Consider the following 15657-nt stretch of genomic DNA (forward strand, 5'->3'; position numbering starts at 1 on the left):
CGAATGATAGAATTTCCTGTTTACCCGGCCCGGGTTCCTCCTTACACGATTCTGTCGTTATATATATGGATTCCTTTGCCAAGGAGACGCTTCCGGTATCGCTGGAAGAAGAGATGCGCCGCAGTTACCTCGATTACGCGATGAGCGTGATCGTCGGGCGGGCGCTACCGGATGTGCGGGACGGGCTCAAGCCTGTCCACCGGCGCGTGCTCTACGCGATGCATGAACTCAACAACGACTGGAACCGCGCCTATAAGAAGTCCGCGCGTATCGTCGGGGACGTCATCGGTAAGTACCACCCCCACGGCGACCAGTCCGTCTACGACACCATCGTCCGCATGGCGCAGGATTTCTCCATGCGCTACATGCTGGTCGACGGCCAGGGCAACTTCGGCTCCATCGACGGCGACAACGCCGCGGCGATGCGTTACACCGAAATCCGCCTGGCCAAGATCGCCCACGAGCTGCTGGCGGACATCGACCAGGAAACGGTCGACTTCGGCCCCAACTACGACGGCAGCGAGCAAGAGCCGCTGCTGTTGCCCTCGCGCCTGCCGAACCTGCTGGTCAACGGCAGCTCGGGCATCGCCGTGGGCATGGCCACCAACATCCCGCCGCACAACCTCCAGGAAGTGGTCGACGGCTGCCTGTACTGCCTGCGCAATCCCGCGTGCTCGGTCGATGAACTCATGGAGATCATCCCGGCGCCGGATTTCCCCACGGGCGGCGTCATCTACGGCATGTCCGGCGTGCGCGAAGGCTATCGCACCGGCCGCGGCCGCGTCATCATGCGCGCCAAGACCCACTTCGAAGACATGGAAAAGGGCAACCGCCAGGCCATCGTGGTCGACGCGATTCCCTACCAGGTCAACAAGAAGACGCTGCAGGAGCGCATCGCCGAGCTGGTCAACGACAAGAAGATCGAAGGCATCTCCGACATCCGCGACGAGTCCGACAAGGATGGCATGCGCCTGGTGATCGAGCTCAAGCGCGGCGAAGTACCCGAGGTGGTGCTGAACAACCTCTACAAGAACACGCAATTGCAGGACACCTTCGGGATGAACCTGGTGGCGCTGGTCGATGGCCAGCCCCGCCTGCTCAACCTGAAGCAGATGATCGACTACTTCCTGCAGCATCGCCGCGAAGTGGTCACGCGCCGCACCGTGTTCCAGCTGCGCAAGGCGCGCGAGCGCGGCCACGTGCTGGAAGGCCTGGCCGTGGCGCTGGCCAACATCGATGACTTCATCGCCATCATCAAGGCCGCGCCGACGCCTCCCGTCGCGCGCCAGGAACTGATGGCCAAGTCGTGGGATTCCTCGCTGGTGCGCGAGATGCTGTCGCGTGCCGACGGCGATACGCCGGGCGGCCGCGCGGCGTTCCGCCCCGATGGCCTGGGCGCCGAGTTCGGCCTGCAAGGCGACGGGCTCTACCGCCTGAGCGACACCCAGGCGCAGGAAATCCTGAACATGCGCCTGCAGCGCCTGACCGGCCTGGAGCAGGACAAGATCGTCGGCGAATACAAGGACATCATGTCCACCATCGCCGACCTGCTGGACATCCTGGCCCGTCCCGAGCGCATCACGAGCATCATCGGCGAGGAACTGCAGGCCATCAAGGCCGAGTTCTCCACCGGCGCCAAGGATGCGCGCCGCTCGGATATCGAGCTGAACGCGACCGAGCTCGATACCGAAGACCTGATCACGCCCACCGACATGGTCGTGACCCTGTCGCACGGCGGCTACATCAAGAGCCAGCCGCTGTCCGAATACCGGTCGCAGAAGCGCGGCGGCCGCGGCAAGCAGGCCACGGCGATGAAGGAAAACGACTGGATCGACCAGCTGTTCATCGCCAACACCCATGACTTCCTGCTGTGCTTCTCGAATCGTGGCCGGGTCTACTGGCTCAAGGTCTGGGAAGTGCCGCAAGGCACGCGCAACTCGCGCGGCAAGCCCATCGTCAACATGTTCCCGCTGGCCGAAGGCGAGAAGATCACGGTGGTGCTGCCGGTCAAGGAGTTCAGCGAAGACCACTACGTCTTCATGGCGACCTCGCGCGGCACGGTCAAGAAGACCCCGCTGTCCGACTTCTCCAACCCGCGCAAGGCCGGCATCATCGCGGTCGACCTGGACGATGGCGACTACCTGATCGGCGCCGACCTCACCGACGGCAAGCACGACGTCATGTTGTTCTCGGACGCCGGCAAGGCCGTGCGCTTCGACGAGAACGACGTGCGCCCGATGGGCCGCAACGCCCGCGGCGTGCGCGGCATGATGCTCGAGGACACCCAGACCGTGATCGCGTTGCTGGTGGCCGGGGACGAAACGCAGAGCGTGCTGACCGCCACCGAAAACGGCTACGGCAAGCGTACCCCGATCACCGAGTACACGCGCCATGGCCGCGGCACCAAGGGCATGATCGCCATCCAGACCAGCTCGCGCAACGGCAGGGTGGTCGGCGCGGTGCTGGTGATGCCTTCGGATGAAATCATGCTGATCACCACCGGCGGCGTGCTGGTGCGCACCCGGGTCGCGGAAATCCGCGAAATGGGCCGCGCCACGCAGGGCGTCACCCTCATCAACGTCGACGACGGCAGTTCGCTGTCCGGCGTGCGCCGGGTCGTCGAAAGCGATGCCGACGATGACAGCGAAGACCTGGACGACGGCCAGGAAGAGGGCGACGGCGACGCCGGAGCAACGGATTCGACGGAACCTACGGAGCAATAATGGCCCGCCCCTGGAACTTCTCGGCTGGCCCCTCGGCCCTGCCCGAGGTGGTACTGCAGCAAGCCGCTGCGGAAATGCTGGACTGGCACGGCAGTGGCATGTCCGTGATGGAAATGAGTCATCGCGGCAAGCACTTCGTGCAGATCTGCGACGAAGCGGAAAGCGACCTGCGCGATCTGCTCGGCCTGTCTCCGGACTACGCGGTGATGTTCATGCAAGGCGGCGGTTCCGGGGAGAACGCCATCGTTCCCATGAATCTGATGGGGCGGCGCGGCACGCCGGCGGCCGACTTCGTCGTCACCGGCCACTGGTCGTCGCGCTCCTACAAGGAAGCCGGCCGCTACGGTGACGCGCAGGTCGCGGCCACCAGCGGGCAGGCGACGCAACTGGATGGCGGCGAACAGGCGCCGTTCACCTGGGTGCCGCCGGTCGACACCTGGAAAGTGCGCAAGGAATCGGCCTACCTGCACCTGTGCAGCAACGAAACCATCGGCGGCGTCGAGTTCATGGACTGGCCCGATATGGCCGCGCTGGACGCGCCCGACGTGCCGTTGGTGGTCGATGCGTCCTCGCATTTCCTGTCGCGGCCGATGGATGTCAGCCGTTGCGGCATGATGTACGCCGGCGCCCAGAAGAATGCCGGCCCGGCCGGTGTCACCATGGCCATCTGCCGCCGTGACCTGATCGGCCATGCGCTGCCGATCTGTCCGTCGGCGTTCGATTACGCCAACGTAGCCGCCGAGCATTCGCGCTACAACACGCCGCCGACCTTCGCCATCTACATCGCCGGCCTGGTGTTCAAGTGGGTCAAGGCCAATGGCGGCGTGGCGGGCATGGAAGCGGCCAACAAGGCCAAGGCCGAGCTGCTGTACGGCTACCTCGACAGCACCAGTTTCTACCGCAATCCGATTCACGTGCCCGTGCGTTCGCGCATGAACGTGCCGTTCGTGCTGCGCGACGAGTCGCTCAACGACGCCTTCCTGCAAGGCGCCGAGGCCGCCGGCCTGACGCAGCTCAAGGGCCACAAGAGCGTGGGCGGCATGCGCGCCTCGATCTACAACGCCGTGCCGCTGGCCGCCGTGGCCGCGCTGGTCGAGTACCTGAAGGAATTCGAGCGCCGCTATGGATGACGACCTGCAGCGCAAGCTGCGCCCCTTGCGCGACCGCATCGACGCCATCGATGCGCAAATCCTCGACCTGTTGTCGCAGCGCGCCCGCGCCGCGCAGGAGGTGGGCGAGGCCAAGCACGCCGCCCATGCCGACGGCCCGGTGCTGCGCCCCGAGCGCGAAGCCGAAGTCATCCGCCGTCTGCAGCAACTGAACCCCGGCCCTTTTCCGGCGGCCGGCGTGGCGTCGGTCTGGACCGAGATCATCTCGGCCTGCCGTGGCCTGGAACGCGGCATGACCGTCGCCTATCTGGGCCCGCAGGGTTCGTTTTCCGAACAGGCCGCGCTGGAGCATTTCGGCCACGCAGTGCAGAAGCTGCCTTGCGTGTCGTTCGATGAAGTCTTTCGCGCCGTCGAAGCGGGCCAGGCCGACGTCGGCATGGTGCCGGTCGAGAACTCCACCGAAGGCGCCGTCAACCGCAGCCTGGACCTGCTGCTGAACACGCCGCTGCGCATCCTGGGCGAGCGTTCGCTGGTGATCCGCCACTGCCTGATGTCGCAGTCCGGCACCATGGACGGTATCAAATCGATTTCCGCGCATCCGCAGGCGCTGGCCCAGTGCCAGGGCTGGCTGACGCGCAACTATCCCGACCTGGAACGCGTGGCCGCGGCCAGCAATTCCGAGGCCGCGCGCCTGGCTGCTGCCGACCCGACCATCGCCGCCATCGCCGGCGAAGTGGCGGCGCCGGCCTGGAACCTGCAGGTCGTCAGCGCCGGCATCCAGGACGACCCGCACAATCGCACGCGCTTCCTGGCGATCGGCAACATCGAGCCGCTGGTCAGCGGCAAGGACAAGACCAGCCTGATCCTGGCGGTGCCGAACCGCGCTGGCGCCGTCTACGAGATGCTGGCGCCGCTGGCGGCCAACGGCGTGTCCATGACACGTTTCGAATCCCGTCCGGCCCGCACGGGCGAGTGGGAATACTATTTCTACGTCGATGTCCTGGGGCATCGCAACGATCCGAACGTCGCGCTCGCCCTGAATACCCTGCGGGCGCAGGTTGCCTACCTGAAAGTGCTGGGTTCCTACCCGGCGCCGTGAGCCTTCCATGACCAATACCTCCAAGCCTCTCGCCGCTCCCGCGCACGTCAGCGCCATCGCCCCGTACCAGGCCGGCAAGCCGATCGAAGAGCTCGCCCGCGAGTTCGGATTGGATCCGGCCAGCATCGTCAAGCTGGCGTCCAATGAAAACCCGCTGGGCATGCCCGCGTCGGCGCGCGCGGCCATGCTGGCGGCGGCCGAGTCGCTGGCGCGCTATCCCGATCCCAACGGCTTCGACCTGAAGGCCGCGCTGGCGGCGCGCTACGACGTGCCGATGAACTGGATCACGCTGGGCAACGGCTCCAACGACATCCTGGAAATCGCCGCGCTGGCTTTGCTGGAGCCGGGGGCCTCGGCGGTCTATGCCGAGCATTCGTTCGCGGTCTACCGCCTGGCCACGCAGGCCCGCGGGGCGCGCCACATCGTGGTGCCGGCCAAGGACTACGGCCATGACCTGGACGCCATGTTCGACGCCATCGCCGACGACACGCGCCTGCTGTTCATCGCCAATCCCAACAACCCCACCGGCACCTTCGTGCCGGGCGAGCAGGTGGCCGCGTTCCTGGAGCGCGTGCATGCCGCCCACGGCGACCGCGTCACCGTGGTGCTGGACGAAGCCTACAACGAGTACCTCGACCCGGAGTTCCGTTTCGACAGCACCGCGCTGGTACGCCGCTATCCCAACCTGATCGTTTCGCGCACCTTCTCCAAGGCTTATGGCCTGGCGGGCCTGCGGGTGGGCTTCGCGGTGGCGCAGCCGGCGCTGACCGACCTGCTCAACCGCGTGCGCCAGCCGTTCAACGTCAACACGCTGGCGCAGGCCGCCGCCGTGGCCGCGCTGGGCGATGCCGCTTACCTGGAACAGGCCTACACCTCCAACAAGACGGGCAAGGCGCAACTGTGCGAAGCCTTTGATCGCCTCAAGTTGCGCTACGTGCCCAGCTACGGCAATTTCGTGCTGGTGCACGTGGGCGATGCGCCGCGCATCAACCTGGCGCTGCTCAAGCGTGGCGTGATCGTGCGGCCGGTGGCCGGCGATGGCTTGCCCGAGTGGCTGCGCGTGTCCATCGGCCTGCCGCAGGAGAACGCCCGTTTCATCGACGCGCTGACCGCCATCCTGTCCGAATGAGCGGCGCTTCCTTCAAGCCGGAACAGGGGGCCGCTGGCCCCCTGATTCCTGTGCTGGCCGTCGTTGGCGTGGGCTTGATCGGCGGCTCTTTCGCCGCGGCGCTGCGCCGGGCAGGGCAGGTGGGGCGGGTGCTGGGCGTGGGACGCAATGCCGCCTCGCTGGCGCGCGCGGTGGAACTCGGCCTGATCGACGAAGCCGTCAGCGCCGAAGACGCCGCCGCCCGCGCCGACCTGGTGTTCCTGGCCACGCCGGTGGGCGGGCTGAAGGACGTGCTGGCGCGCATGCTGCCGCACCTGCGCGAGGCCACGTTGCTGACCGACGGCGGCAGTACCAAGGCCGAAGTGGTCGATGCCGCCCGTCTGGCGCTGGGTGCGCGCATCGGCCAGTTCGTGCCGGGCCACCCCATCGCCGGCGCCGAGCGCACCGGCCCCGAGGCCGCCGATGCCGGCCTGTATCAGGGGCGTTGCGCCATCCTGACGCCGCTGGCCGAGAACACCGCCGCCGCCGTTGCCCTGGTGCGCGATGCGTGGCGCGCCTGTGGCGCGCACGTGATCGACATGGACGCCGGCGCGCATGACCGGGTGCTGGCCTCGGTCAGCCATCTGCCGCACCTGCTGTCTTCGGCGTACATGGAGCAGGTTGCCACCGCGGATGACGCCGTCACCCGGCTGGCGCTGGCTGGCAGCGGTTTCCGCGACTTCACTCGCATCGCGGCGGGTTCGCCCGAGATGTGGCGCGATATCTTTCTATCCAACCGCGACGCCGTGCTGGCCGAGCTGGCGGCCGTGCGCGCCGTGCTGGATCGGGCCGAGCGCGCGATCGACGGCGGCGATGGCGCGGCCTTGCTGGCGTTGCTGGACACGGCGGCGCAGGCGCGCCGCAACTGGCGCAAGGAGTAACCGACATGGGCGCTTCGCCTTTCCTGGATCTGCCGCAGGTGCGGCGCGCGCAGGGCGTCATGGCCTTGCCCGGCTCCAAGAGCATTTCCAACCGGGTGTTGCTGCTGGCGGCCATCGCTGACGGCGAGACCGTGATTACCGGCCTGCTGGATTCCGATGACACGCGTGTCATGCTGGCCGCCTTGCGCCAACTGGGCGTGGCCGTGTCCGAACTGGCCGAGGGCCGCGTCACCGTGCGCGGCGTGAGCCGCTTTCCGGTCGACAGCGCCGACCTGTTCATGGGCAACGCCGGCACCGCCATCCGGCCGCTGACTGCGGCGCTGGCGCTGATGGGCGGCGACTACCGTCTGTCGGGCGTGCCGCGCATGCACGAGCGTCCCATCGGCGACCTGGTCGATGCGCTCAAGGCGCTCGGCGCCCGTATCGACTACCTGGGGCAGCCCGGCTACCCGCCGCTGCATATCGGCCGCGGCGAGATCGCCACGCCGGCCGTGACGCAGGTGCAGGGCTCGGTCTCCAGCCAGTTCCTGACCGCGTTGCTGATGGCCGCGCCGCTGCAGGCCGGCCAGAGCGGCCAGCCGGTAGTGATCGAGGTGCTGGGCGAACTGATCTCCAAGCCGTACATCGAGATCACGCTGAACCTGATGGCGCGCTTCGGCGTCGCCGTGCAGCGTGACGGCTGGAGCCGTTTCACCATCGCGGGTGGCGCGCGCTACCGCAGCCCGGGGCGGATCGCGGTCGAGGGCGATGCGTCCACCGCCTCGTACTTCCTGGCGCTGGGGGCGATTGGCGGCGGCCCGTTGCGGGTCACCGGCGTGGGCGCCGACAGCATCCAGGGCGACGTGAAATTCACCGACACCCTGGCCGCCATGGGCGCGACCGTGACTTACGGCGACGGCTGGATCGAAGTGAGCGGCGTGCGCGTGGCAGAGGGTGGCCGCCTGAAGGCCTTCGATACCGATTTCAACCTGATCCCCGACGCCGCGATGACCGCCGCCGCGCTCGCGCTGTACGCCGACGGCCCGTGCCGACTGCGCAACATCGGTAGTTGGCGCGTCAAGGAAACCGACCGCATCCACGCCATGCAGACCGAGCTGGAGAAGCTGGGCGCGCGGGTGGAATCGGGGCCGGATTGGCTGCGCGTCACGCCGCCGGCCGACGGCGCCTGGCGCGATGCGCACATCGGCACCTGGGACGATCACCGCATGGCGATGTGCTTCTCGCTGGCCGCATTCAGCCCGGCGGCGGTACGGATTCTCGATCCGGGGTGTGTCAGCAAGACCTTCCCGGGTTACTTTGACGTCTACGCTGGCCTGGTATCGGCCTAGCGGCCACGGGCTCGCGCTCAATTTCCCGACATGACTTCGACAGATTCGAATCCCGCTCCCGTCATCACCATCGACGGTCCCACCGCTTCGGGCAAGGGCACCGTGGCCCACCGCGTCGCCAAGGCGCTGGGCTGGGCGGTGCTGGATAGCGGCGCGCTGTATCGCTTGACCGCGCTGGCGGCGCTCAATCGCGGCGTGGATGCCGCCGACGAGCCCGCGGTGGCACGGGTGGCCGAAACCCTGGATGTGCGCTTCGACGGTCCCCACGTCTACCTGGAAGGCGCCGACGTCGGCCACGAAATCCGCCGCGAGGAAGTGGGTAATTTCGCTTCCCGCGTGGCGGCCTTCCCTGGTGTGCGGCAGGCGTTGCTGGAGCGCCAGCGCGCGTTCCGCCTGGCGCCAGGGCTGGTGGCGGACGGCCGCGATATGGGCACGGTGGTGTTTCCTGATGCGTCCCTGAAAGTGTTCCTGGTGGCCGATGTGGTCGCGCGGGCCGAGAGGCGGCGTAAGCAGTTGATCGAAAAGGGAATTTCTGCTAATCTAGACGACCTTTTGCGGGACATGCGCGAGCGGGATGCCCGCGATACGCAGCGCGCCACGGCGCCTCTGGCTCCCGCAGCGGATGCACACGTGCTGGATTCGTCGAACCTGACGATTGCGGAAACCGTGCAGGCAATACTGGATTTTTGGCAGGCGATCCCCCGATAGGAATCACCTGACGGAAAGCCTGGCGCAAGTCCGGCTTGCTGGCAAAGCCAGGCAATCCTCGCGTTTTTCGATTTTCTTTTTTTAGGCCCTGTCTTTGGCCAGGCGACACCCCCACGGGACACCCCGCAAGGGCAAACCGGCAGACAGGTATTTTGACTCCACTGTGGCGGGCAATCCGCTGCGGTGTGTTTTTAACGGCCATTTCGGCCCAATGGATTTCAACCCCATGTCTTCCGTTTCCACTACCGCCACCGGCGGCGAAAGTTTCGCCGACCTTTTCGCCCAGAGCCTCAAGAGCCAGGACATGAAGTCCGGCGAGGTCATCAGCGCCGAAGTCGTGCGCGTCGACCACAACTTCGTCGTCGTCAACGCCGGCCTGAAGTCCGAAGCGCTGATCCCCCTGGAAGAGTTCCTGAATGACCAGGGCGAGCTCGAAGTGCAACCCGGCGATTTCGTCTCGGTGGCCATCGATTCCCTGGAAAACGGCTACGGCGACACCATCCTGTCGCGTGACCGCGCCAAGCGCCTGTCGGCCTGGCTGCAACTGGAAAAGGCCCTGGAAAACGGCGAACTGGTCACCGGCACCATCACCGGCAAGGTGAAGGGCGGCCTGACCGTCATGACCAACGGCATCCGCGCGTTCCTGCCGGGTTCGCTGGTGGATCTGCGTCCGGTCAAGGACACCACCCCGTACGAAGGCAAGACCCTCGAATTCAAGGTCATCAAGCTCGATCGCAAGCGCAACAACGTCGTGCTGTCGCGTCGCCAGGTGCTGGAAGCCAGCATGGGCGAAGAGCGCCAGAAGCTGCTCGAAACCCTGCACGAAGGTGCGGTGGTCAAGGGCGTGGTCAAGAACATCACCGACTACGGCGCGTTCGTGGACCTGGGCGGCATCGACGGCCTGCTGCACATCACCGACATGGCCTGGCGCCGCGTGCGTCACCCCTCCGAAGTCCTGCAAGTGGGTCAGGAAGTCGAAGCCAAGGTCCTCAAGTTCGACCAGGAAAAGAGCCGCGTCTCGCTGGGCGTCAAGCAGCTCGGCGAAGATCCGTGGGTGGGCCTGGCTCGCCGCTACCCGCAAGGCACCCGCCTGTTCGGCAAGGTCACCAACCTGACCGACTACGGCGCGTTCGTTGAAGTCGAAGCCGGCATCGAAGGCCTGGTGCACGTCTCCGAAATGGACTGGACCAACAAGAACGTCGATCCGCGCAAGGTCGTGACCCTGGGCGAAGAAGTCGAAGTCATGGTCCTGGAAATCGACGAAGACCGTCGTCGCATCTCGCTGGGCATGAAGCAGTGCCGCCAGAACCCGTGGGAAGAGTTCGCCACCAACTTCAAGCGTGGTGACAAGGTCCGCGGCGCCATCAAGTCGATCACCGACTTCGGCGTGTTCGTCGGCCTGCCCGGCGGCATCGACGGCCTGGTTCACCTGTCCGACCTGTCGTGGACGGAAACCGGCGAAGAAGCCGTGCGCAACTTCAAGAAGGGCGACGAGATCGAAGCCGTGGTTCTGGGCATCGATACCGACAAGGAACGCATCTCGCTGGGCATCAAGCAGCTGGAAGGCGATCCCTTCAACAACTTCGTTTCCACGTTCGACAAGGGCGCCGTGGTTCCGGGCACCATCAAGTCGGTCGAAGCCAAGGGCGCCGTCGTGACGCTGTCCGTGGACGTCGAAGGCTACCTGCGCGCCTCCGAGATCTCCTCGGGCCGCGTCGAAGATGCCACCACCGTGCTGACCGCCGGCGAGAACATCGAAGCCATGATCGTCAACATCGACCGCAAGACGCGTTCGATCCAGCTGTCGATCAAGGCCCGCGACAACGCCGAAACCGCCGAAACGATCCAGCGCATGTCCGACGCCAGCGCTTCGTCCGGCACCACCAACCTCGGCGCGCTGCTGAAGGCCAAGCTGGACCAACAGCGCAACGACGGTTAATTCGTGACCAAGTCGGAGCTGATCGCCGCCTTGGCGGCCCGCTATCCTCAGCTGGCCGCCCGCGACACCGATTACGCGGTCAAGACCGTGCTCGATGCGATGACCCAGGCCCTGGCCTCGGGCCAGCGCATCGAGATCCGCGGTTTTGGCAGCTTCTCGCTGTCGCAGCGGTCTCCCCGCATCGGCCGCAACCCGAAATCCGGCGAACAAGTGCTGGTGCCTGGCAAACAGGTGCCGCACTTCAAGGCGGGCAAGGAATTGCGTGAGCGGGTGGACTTGGTCGGCGGCAACGACGAGGACGCTCAATCCTCCGGATCGAGCGAATCGATGCCGTCCTTGGCGAGTCTGCATGCCATGCATTGATGGCACGGCCAGCAAGCCGCTTCCGGGCGGATCGGACCGCGAGCAAAGCCCCTTGAGCAATCAAGGGGCTTTGTTTTTGGGCGTTCCGTAAAAAAGCGGGGCGGCTGTCAAAGCGGGCCGCGCAAGGCCGATACACGAGGTGTGGAGGTCGCTTACAATTGTCCCTCTCGAATTCTTAGGAGCATGCGTCATGCGCTACCTTGTCTGGGCCCTGCGATTGCTCGTGTTCGTGGCGGTATTGATGTTCGCGTTGAAGAACACCGATCCCGTCGCCGTGAAGTTTTATGCCGATTACGTGGTGCAGGATGTGCCGCTGATCGTCGTCATGCTGGTTGTGTTCGTGGTCGGCGCCCTGTTCGGCCTGCTGCTGACCGTGCCCGCCGCCATGCGTCGCCGTCGCGAGGCCATCCGCCTGCGCCGCGAACTCGACCGCGTGCAGGCTGCCGTCAACGGCACCACGCCGGCGGTGCCGCCGGAAGCGGTCGCCCCGATGTCGCCGCTGTGATGGCGCCGCGCCATCCGCACGCCGCCTTTTCCGTATTGAATCAACGCAAGAGCCCGCACAGTGGATTTTGAACCTTGGTGGTTGATTTTCGTGCCGGTGTTGTTCGCGCTCGGCTGGCTGGCCGCGCGCTTCGACATCCGGCAGATGCTGCGGGAAACCCGCAGCCTGCCCGATTCCTATTTCCGGGGATTGAACTTCCTGCTCAACGAGCAGCCCGACCGTGCCATTGACGCCTTCGTCGAAGTGGCCAAGCTCGACCCGGAAACCACCGAGCTGCACTTCGCGCTGGGCAGCCTGTTCCGGCGCCGTGGCGAAATGGAACGCGCCATCCGGGTGCACCAGAGCCTGCTGAACCGTTCCGACCTGCCCGCCGCCGAGCGCGAGCATGCCCAGCACGAACTGGCGCAGGACTTCCTCAAGGCCGGCATGCTGGATCGCGCCGAAAGCGGCTTCGAGCAGCTCAAGGACACCCGCTACGCCTTGCCGGCGCTGCGCTCGCTGATCCGTATCTATGAATCCGAGCACGACTGGCCGCGCGCCATCGAGGCCGTCAAGACGTTGCATGGCCTGGTCGACGAGCCGGTGCCGCAGATCGTGCACTACTACTGCGAACAGGCCGCGACGGCGCTGGCGGCCAAGCCGCCCAACGCCGATGCGGCGCATGCCGCCCTGGATGCCGCCGATCACGCCCTGGCCACCGCCGATGCGGGCGCGGCGGGCAAGGGCGCCATGGTGCGTACCGCGATGCTGCGCGCGCGCCTGGCGCTGTTGGAGCAGGACCCCAAGCGCGAGCGCTTGTACCTGGAGTCGGTCATGACCGACGCGCCCGAATACGCCGGCCTGGTGGCCGAGCAGCTCCTGGCCAACTACCGCGCCGCCGCCCAGGCCGAAGCCGGGCTGGAACTGCTGCAGCGCCAGTACATGCGCCACGCCTCGCTCGACCTGTTCAACGTGGTCTTCCGCGAACTGCGCGTCCAGCAGGGTTCGGCGCCGGCCTGGGCGTTCGCCCGTGGCGCCTTGCGCAGCCATCCCTCGCTGCTCGGCCTGGACCGTCTGCTGGAGGCCGAACTGGCCAACGCCGAAGGCGCCACCGAACAGGGCCCCGTGCCGGGGGCCGACCTCACGCTGCTGCGCAGCCTGATCCACAAGCATACGCAACGTCTGGACCGCTACGCGTGCCGGAGCTGCGGTTTTCAAGCGCGCCGCTTCTATTGGCAATGTCCGGGCTGCAATGCCTGGGAGACCTATGCGCCGCGCCGTCTGGAAGAACTTGAATGAGCCAATTTCCCGTCGAACCCGTCTCGCATAGCCGCGTGCTCGTGGTGGGCGATGTCATGCTGGACCGCTATTGGTTCGGCGAGGTGGAACGCATCTCTCCCGAAGCGCCGGTGCCGGTGGTGCGTGTCGCGCGCCGCGAGGATCGCCTGGGAGGCGCCGCCAACGTGGCGCGCAACGTCGCCGCGCTGGGGGGGCATGTCACCCTGGTAGGCGTGCTGGGCGAGGACGAGGCCGGTGACAGCGTGCGCCGCCTGGCCTCCGAGGCCGGCATCCACGCCGACCTGATCACCGACCGCAGCCTGCACACCACGCTCAAGATGCGCGTGCTGGGCCGCCAGCAGCAACTGCTGCGTGTCGACTTCGAGCAGCATCCGGCCCAGGAGGCGCTCGACAGCATCGATGCCGCCCTGGCGCGCCACCTGGCCAACCATGACATCGTGGTGCTGTCCGACTACGCCAAGGGCGTGCTGACCCGGGTCGAAGGGCTGATCGCGCAAGCCCGCCGCGCCGGCATCCCGGTGCTGGTCGATCCCAAGGGCGACGACTACACCCGTTACCGCGGCGCCACCCTGGTCACCCCCAACCGTTCCGAGATGCAGCAGGCCGTGGGCCGCTGGAATTCCGAATCCGAATTGACCGATCGCGCGCAGCGGCTGCGCGCCGACCTGGATCTCGAGGCCTTGCTGGTGACGCGTTCCGAGCAAGGCATGACGTTGTTTACCGACGCGGGCCGCGAGCACATCGATGCGCAGGCGCACGAAGTGTTCGACGTGTCCGGTGCCGGCGATACCGTGCTGGCGACGCTGGCCGTCTCGCGCGCCATCGACCTGCCCTGGAAGGATGCCATGGGCTGGGCCAACCGGGCCGGCGGCATTGCCGTGGGCAAGCTGGGCACGTCCGTCGTCACCGCCGCCGAACTCGCAGGAGAACTCTCATGATCATCGTTACCGGAGCCGCGGGCTTCATTGGCAGCAACCTGGTGCGCGGCCTCAATCGCCGCGGCATCAAGGACATCATCGCGGTCGATGACTTGACCGAAGGCGACAAGTTCGTCAACCTGGTCGACTGCGCAATCGCCGACTACATGGACAAGGACGACTTCCGTCGCCGTGTCGCCGACGGCAGCCTGCCGGAGATCCGCGCGGTGCTGCACCAGGGCGCCTGCTCGGACACCACCGAGCGCAATGGCCGCTACATGCTCGACAACAACTACCGCGTCACGCTGGAATTGTTCGAGTTCTGCCAGGCGCGCCGCATTCCGTTCCTGTATGCCTCGTCGGCCGCGGTCTACGGCGGCTCGTCGGTCTACGTGGAAGACCCCGCCAACGAAGGCCCGCTGAACGTCTACGGCTATTCGAAGCTGTTGTTCGACCAGGTGCTGCGCCAGCGCATGGACAGCCTCACCGCGCAGGTGGTGGGCTTGCGCTACTTCAACGTCTACGGCCCGCACGAGCAGCACAAGGGCCGCATGGCCTCGGTGGCCTTTCACAACATGAACCAGTTCCTGGAGCACGGCCACGTGCGCCTGTTCGCCGGTTGGGATGGCTATGTGGACGGCGGCCAGAGCCGCGACTTCATTTCGGTGGAGGACGTGGTGGCGGTGAACCTGCATTTCCTCGACCATCCGGAACAGTCGGGCATCTTCAATTGCGGTACCGGCCGCGCGCAGCCCTTCAATGACGTCGCGGCGGCGGTGGTCAACGCGCTGCGCGCCGAGCGCGGCGAAGCGCAATTGACGCTGGCGCAACTGGTGGAACTGGACCTGATCCGCTACATCCCGTTCCCCGACGACCTGAAAGGCCGCTACCAGAGCTACACCCAGGCCGACGTCAGCCGCCTGCGCGCGGCGGGTTTCACCGCGCCCATGCGCGACGTGCAGACCGGCGTGTCCGAATACGTGCGCTACTGGCGCGCCCGCAAGTAGCCGCCGGGCCGCCCGCCGTTTGCGGGCGGCTGTCCGGACTGCGCTTGAGATGCCGCCGTGCCAGGCGGCTTTTTTTCGTCTACGTGATTGCCGGGGTGGATGAAACCATTCACCGCGTACCCGCCGGCAGGGCTGGACGGACCATGATCAGGAGGTGGCGCGACAGCCGTTGCGCCGCCATTTTCCGGAGACCTGTTCATGAATCCCTTCCTGCATTCCACCATCGCCCGCCGCCTGCCGGCGTTGCCTTGGCGCCGCACGCGCGCCGCCGCCGCCGGGCGCGGGCCGTCCGGCTTGCGGCAGGCGCTGGGCCTGGCCTTGCTGGCGGCCGGCGTCGCGCACGCGCCAGCGCAGGCCCTCGACCTGAATGACGCCACCGCGCAGCAACTCGAAGGCATCCGTGGCATCGGGCCGCGCACGGCGCAGACCATCGTCAGCGAACGCGAGCGCGCCGGTCGGTTCGAGTCGCTGGAGGACCTGGCCGAGCGGGTGCGCGGCATCAGTCCGAAGAAGGCCGAAGCCCTTGGTGCCGCCGGCCTGACGGTGGGCGGCGCCAAGGACGCGGGCGGGGCGGCGAAGCCGGCCATTGCCCGACCGGCCGCGAGCGTAGCGGGGGGCGGCACCGCGGCGGCCAAGGGCGCCGTGGCCGGCGG

14 protein-coding genes are annotated in these 15657 nt (G+C 66.8%); all 14 read left to right on the forward strand.

Annotated elements, in window-relative coordinates:
- Positions 1-65: 65 nt before the first annotated feature.
- Positions 66-2723: a DNA gyrase subunit A gene (gene gyrA, locus HV701_RS20980; protein WP_175134940.1), complete on the forward strand. Its 2658-nt coding sequence runs from the start codon at positions 66-68 to the stop codon at positions 2721-2723.
- The gene (gene serC, locus HV701_RS20985) at positions 2723-3853 is read left to right on the forward strand and encodes a 3-phosphoserine/phosphohydroxythreonine transaminase (protein WP_175134941.1); all 1131 of its coding nucleotides are present in this window, start codon (positions 2723-2725) and stop codon (positions 3851-3853) included. The genes gyrA and serC overlap by 1 nt, the downstream gene beginning before the upstream one ends.
- Positions 3846-4931 carry a prephenate dehydratase gene (pheA, locus tag HV701_RS20990; protein ID WP_175134942.1) on the forward strand — a complete coding sequence of 362 codons (1086 nt, stop codon included), beginning with the start codon at positions 3846-3848 and terminating at the stop codon, positions 4929-4931. The genes serC and pheA overlap by 8 nt, the downstream gene beginning before the upstream one ends.
- Positions 4932-4938: 7 nt before the next feature.
- Complete coding sequence (hisC, locus tag HV701_RS20995) at positions 4939-6060, forward strand: histidinol-phosphate transaminase (protein ID WP_175134943.1); 1122 nt, start codon at positions 4939-4941, stop codon at positions 6058-6060.
- Positions 6057-6959 carry a prephenate dehydrogenase gene (locus tag HV701_RS21000; RefSeq protein ID WP_175134944.1) on the forward strand — a complete coding sequence of 301 codons (903 nt, stop codon included), beginning with the start codon at positions 6057-6059 and terminating at the stop codon, positions 6957-6959. The genes hisC and HV701_RS21000 overlap by 4 nt, the downstream gene beginning before the upstream one ends.
- 5 nt (positions 6960-6964) lie before the next feature.
- The gene (gene aroA, locus HV701_RS21005) at positions 6965-8287 is read left to right on the forward strand and encodes a 3-phosphoshikimate 1-carboxyvinyltransferase (protein ID WP_175134945.1); all 1323 of its coding nucleotides are present in this window, start codon (positions 6965-6967) and stop codon (positions 8285-8287) included.
- A gap of 30 nt (positions 8288-8317) precedes the next feature.
- Positions 8318-8995 carry a (d)CMP kinase gene (gene cmk, locus HV701_RS21010; RefSeq protein ID WP_175134946.1) on the forward strand — a complete coding sequence of 226 codons (678 nt, stop codon included), beginning with the start codon at positions 8318-8320 and terminating at the stop codon, positions 8993-8995.
- A gap of 226 nt (positions 8996-9221) precedes the next feature.
- Complete coding sequence (gene rpsA, locus HV701_RS21015) at positions 9222-10934, forward strand: 30S ribosomal protein S1 (RefSeq protein WP_175134947.1); 1713 nt, start codon at positions 9222-9224, stop codon at positions 10932-10934.
- 3 nt (positions 10935-10937) lie between these two features.
- Positions 10938-11297 (forward strand): integration host factor subunit beta, encoded by a 360-nt coding sequence (locus HV701_RS21020; protein WP_175134948.1) that lies wholly within the window; start codon positions 10938-10940, stop codon positions 11295-11297.
- 190 nt (positions 11298-11487) lie between these two features.
- Entirely contained in the window at positions 11488-11802 is a 315-nt protein-coding gene (locus tag HV701_RS21025; protein WP_006388264.1) for a lipopolysaccharide assembly protein LapA domain-containing protein, read from the forward strand.
- 60 nt (positions 11803-11862) lie between these two features.
- Positions 11863-13080, forward strand: coding sequence for a lipopolysaccharide assembly protein LapB (lapB, locus tag HV701_RS21030; protein WP_175134949.1), 1218 nt, complete (start codon positions 11863-11865; stop codon positions 13078-13080).
- On the forward strand, positions 13077-14018 hold the full coding sequence (gene rfaE1 / locus HV701_RS21035; RefSeq protein WP_175134950.1) for a D-glycero-beta-D-manno-heptose-7-phosphate kinase: 942 nt from the start codon (positions 13077-13079) through the stop codon (positions 14016-14018). Before lapB ends, rfaE1 begins: the two co-directional genes overlap by 4 nt.
- The gene (gene rfaD, locus HV701_RS21040; RefSeq protein ID WP_175134951.1) at positions 14015-15004 is read left to right on the forward strand and encodes an ADP-glyceromanno-heptose 6-epimerase; all 990 of its coding nucleotides are present in this window, start codon (positions 14015-14017) and stop codon (positions 15002-15004) included. The genes rfaE1 and rfaD overlap by 4 nt, the downstream gene beginning before the upstream one ends.
- A 198-nt stretch (positions 15005-15202) precedes the next feature.
- Positions 15203-15657: ComEA family DNA-binding protein (locus HV701_RS21045; protein WP_175134952.1), on the forward strand; the 455-nt coding region annotated here is incomplete at its 3' end.

Origin of the sequence: Achromobacter pulmonis, assembly GCF_902859765.1 — a bacterium.
Classification (GTDB): Bacteria; Pseudomonadota; Gammaproteobacteria; order Burkholderiales; family Burkholderiaceae_B; genus Achromobacter; species Achromobacter pulmonis.

Excerpts from the sequence above, each read along its gene's own strand:
- aroA (WP_175134945.1), top strand. The coding sequence starts at position 6,965 with ATGGGCGCTTCGCCTTTCCTGGATCTGCCGCAGGTGCGGCGCGCGCAG.
- HV701_RS21025 (WP_006388264.1), top strand. The coding sequence starts at position 11,488 with ATGCGCTACCTTGTCTGGGCCCTGCGATTGCTCGTGTTCGTGGCGGTA.
- cmk (WP_175134946.1), top strand. The coding sequence starts at position 8,318 with ATGACTTCGACAGATTCGAATCCCGCTCCCGTCATCACCATCGACGGT.
- pheA (WP_175134942.1), top strand. The coding sequence starts at position 3,846 with ATGGATGACGACCTGCAGCGCAAGCTGCGCCCCTTGCGCGACCGCATC.
- rfaE1 (WP_175134950.1), top strand. The coding sequence starts at position 13,077 with ATGAGCCAATTTCCCGTCGAACCCGTCTCGCATAGCCGCGTGCTCGTG.
- rpsA (WP_175134947.1), top strand. The coding sequence starts at position 9,222 with ATGTCTTCCGTTTCCACTACCGCCACCGGCGGCGAAAGTTTCGCCGAC.
- hisC (WP_175134943.1), top strand. The coding sequence starts at position 4,939 with ATGACCAATACCTCCAAGCCTCTCGCCGCTCCCGCGCACGTCAGCGCC.
- HV701_RS21000 (WP_175134944.1), top strand. The coding sequence starts at position 6,057 with ATGAGCGGCGCTTCCTTCAAGCCGGAACAGGGGGCCGCTGGCCCCCTG.
- serC (WP_175134941.1), top strand. The coding sequence starts at position 2,723 with ATGGCCCGCCCCTGGAACTTCTCGGCTGGCCCCTCGGCCCTGCCCGAG.
- gyrA (WP_175134940.1), top strand. The coding sequence starts at position 66 with ATGGATTCCTTTGCCAAGGAGACGCTTCCGGTATCGCTGGAAGAAGAG.
- rfaD (WP_175134951.1), top strand. The coding sequence starts at position 14,015 with ATGATCATCGTTACCGGAGCCGCGGGCTTCATTGGCAGCAACCTGGTG.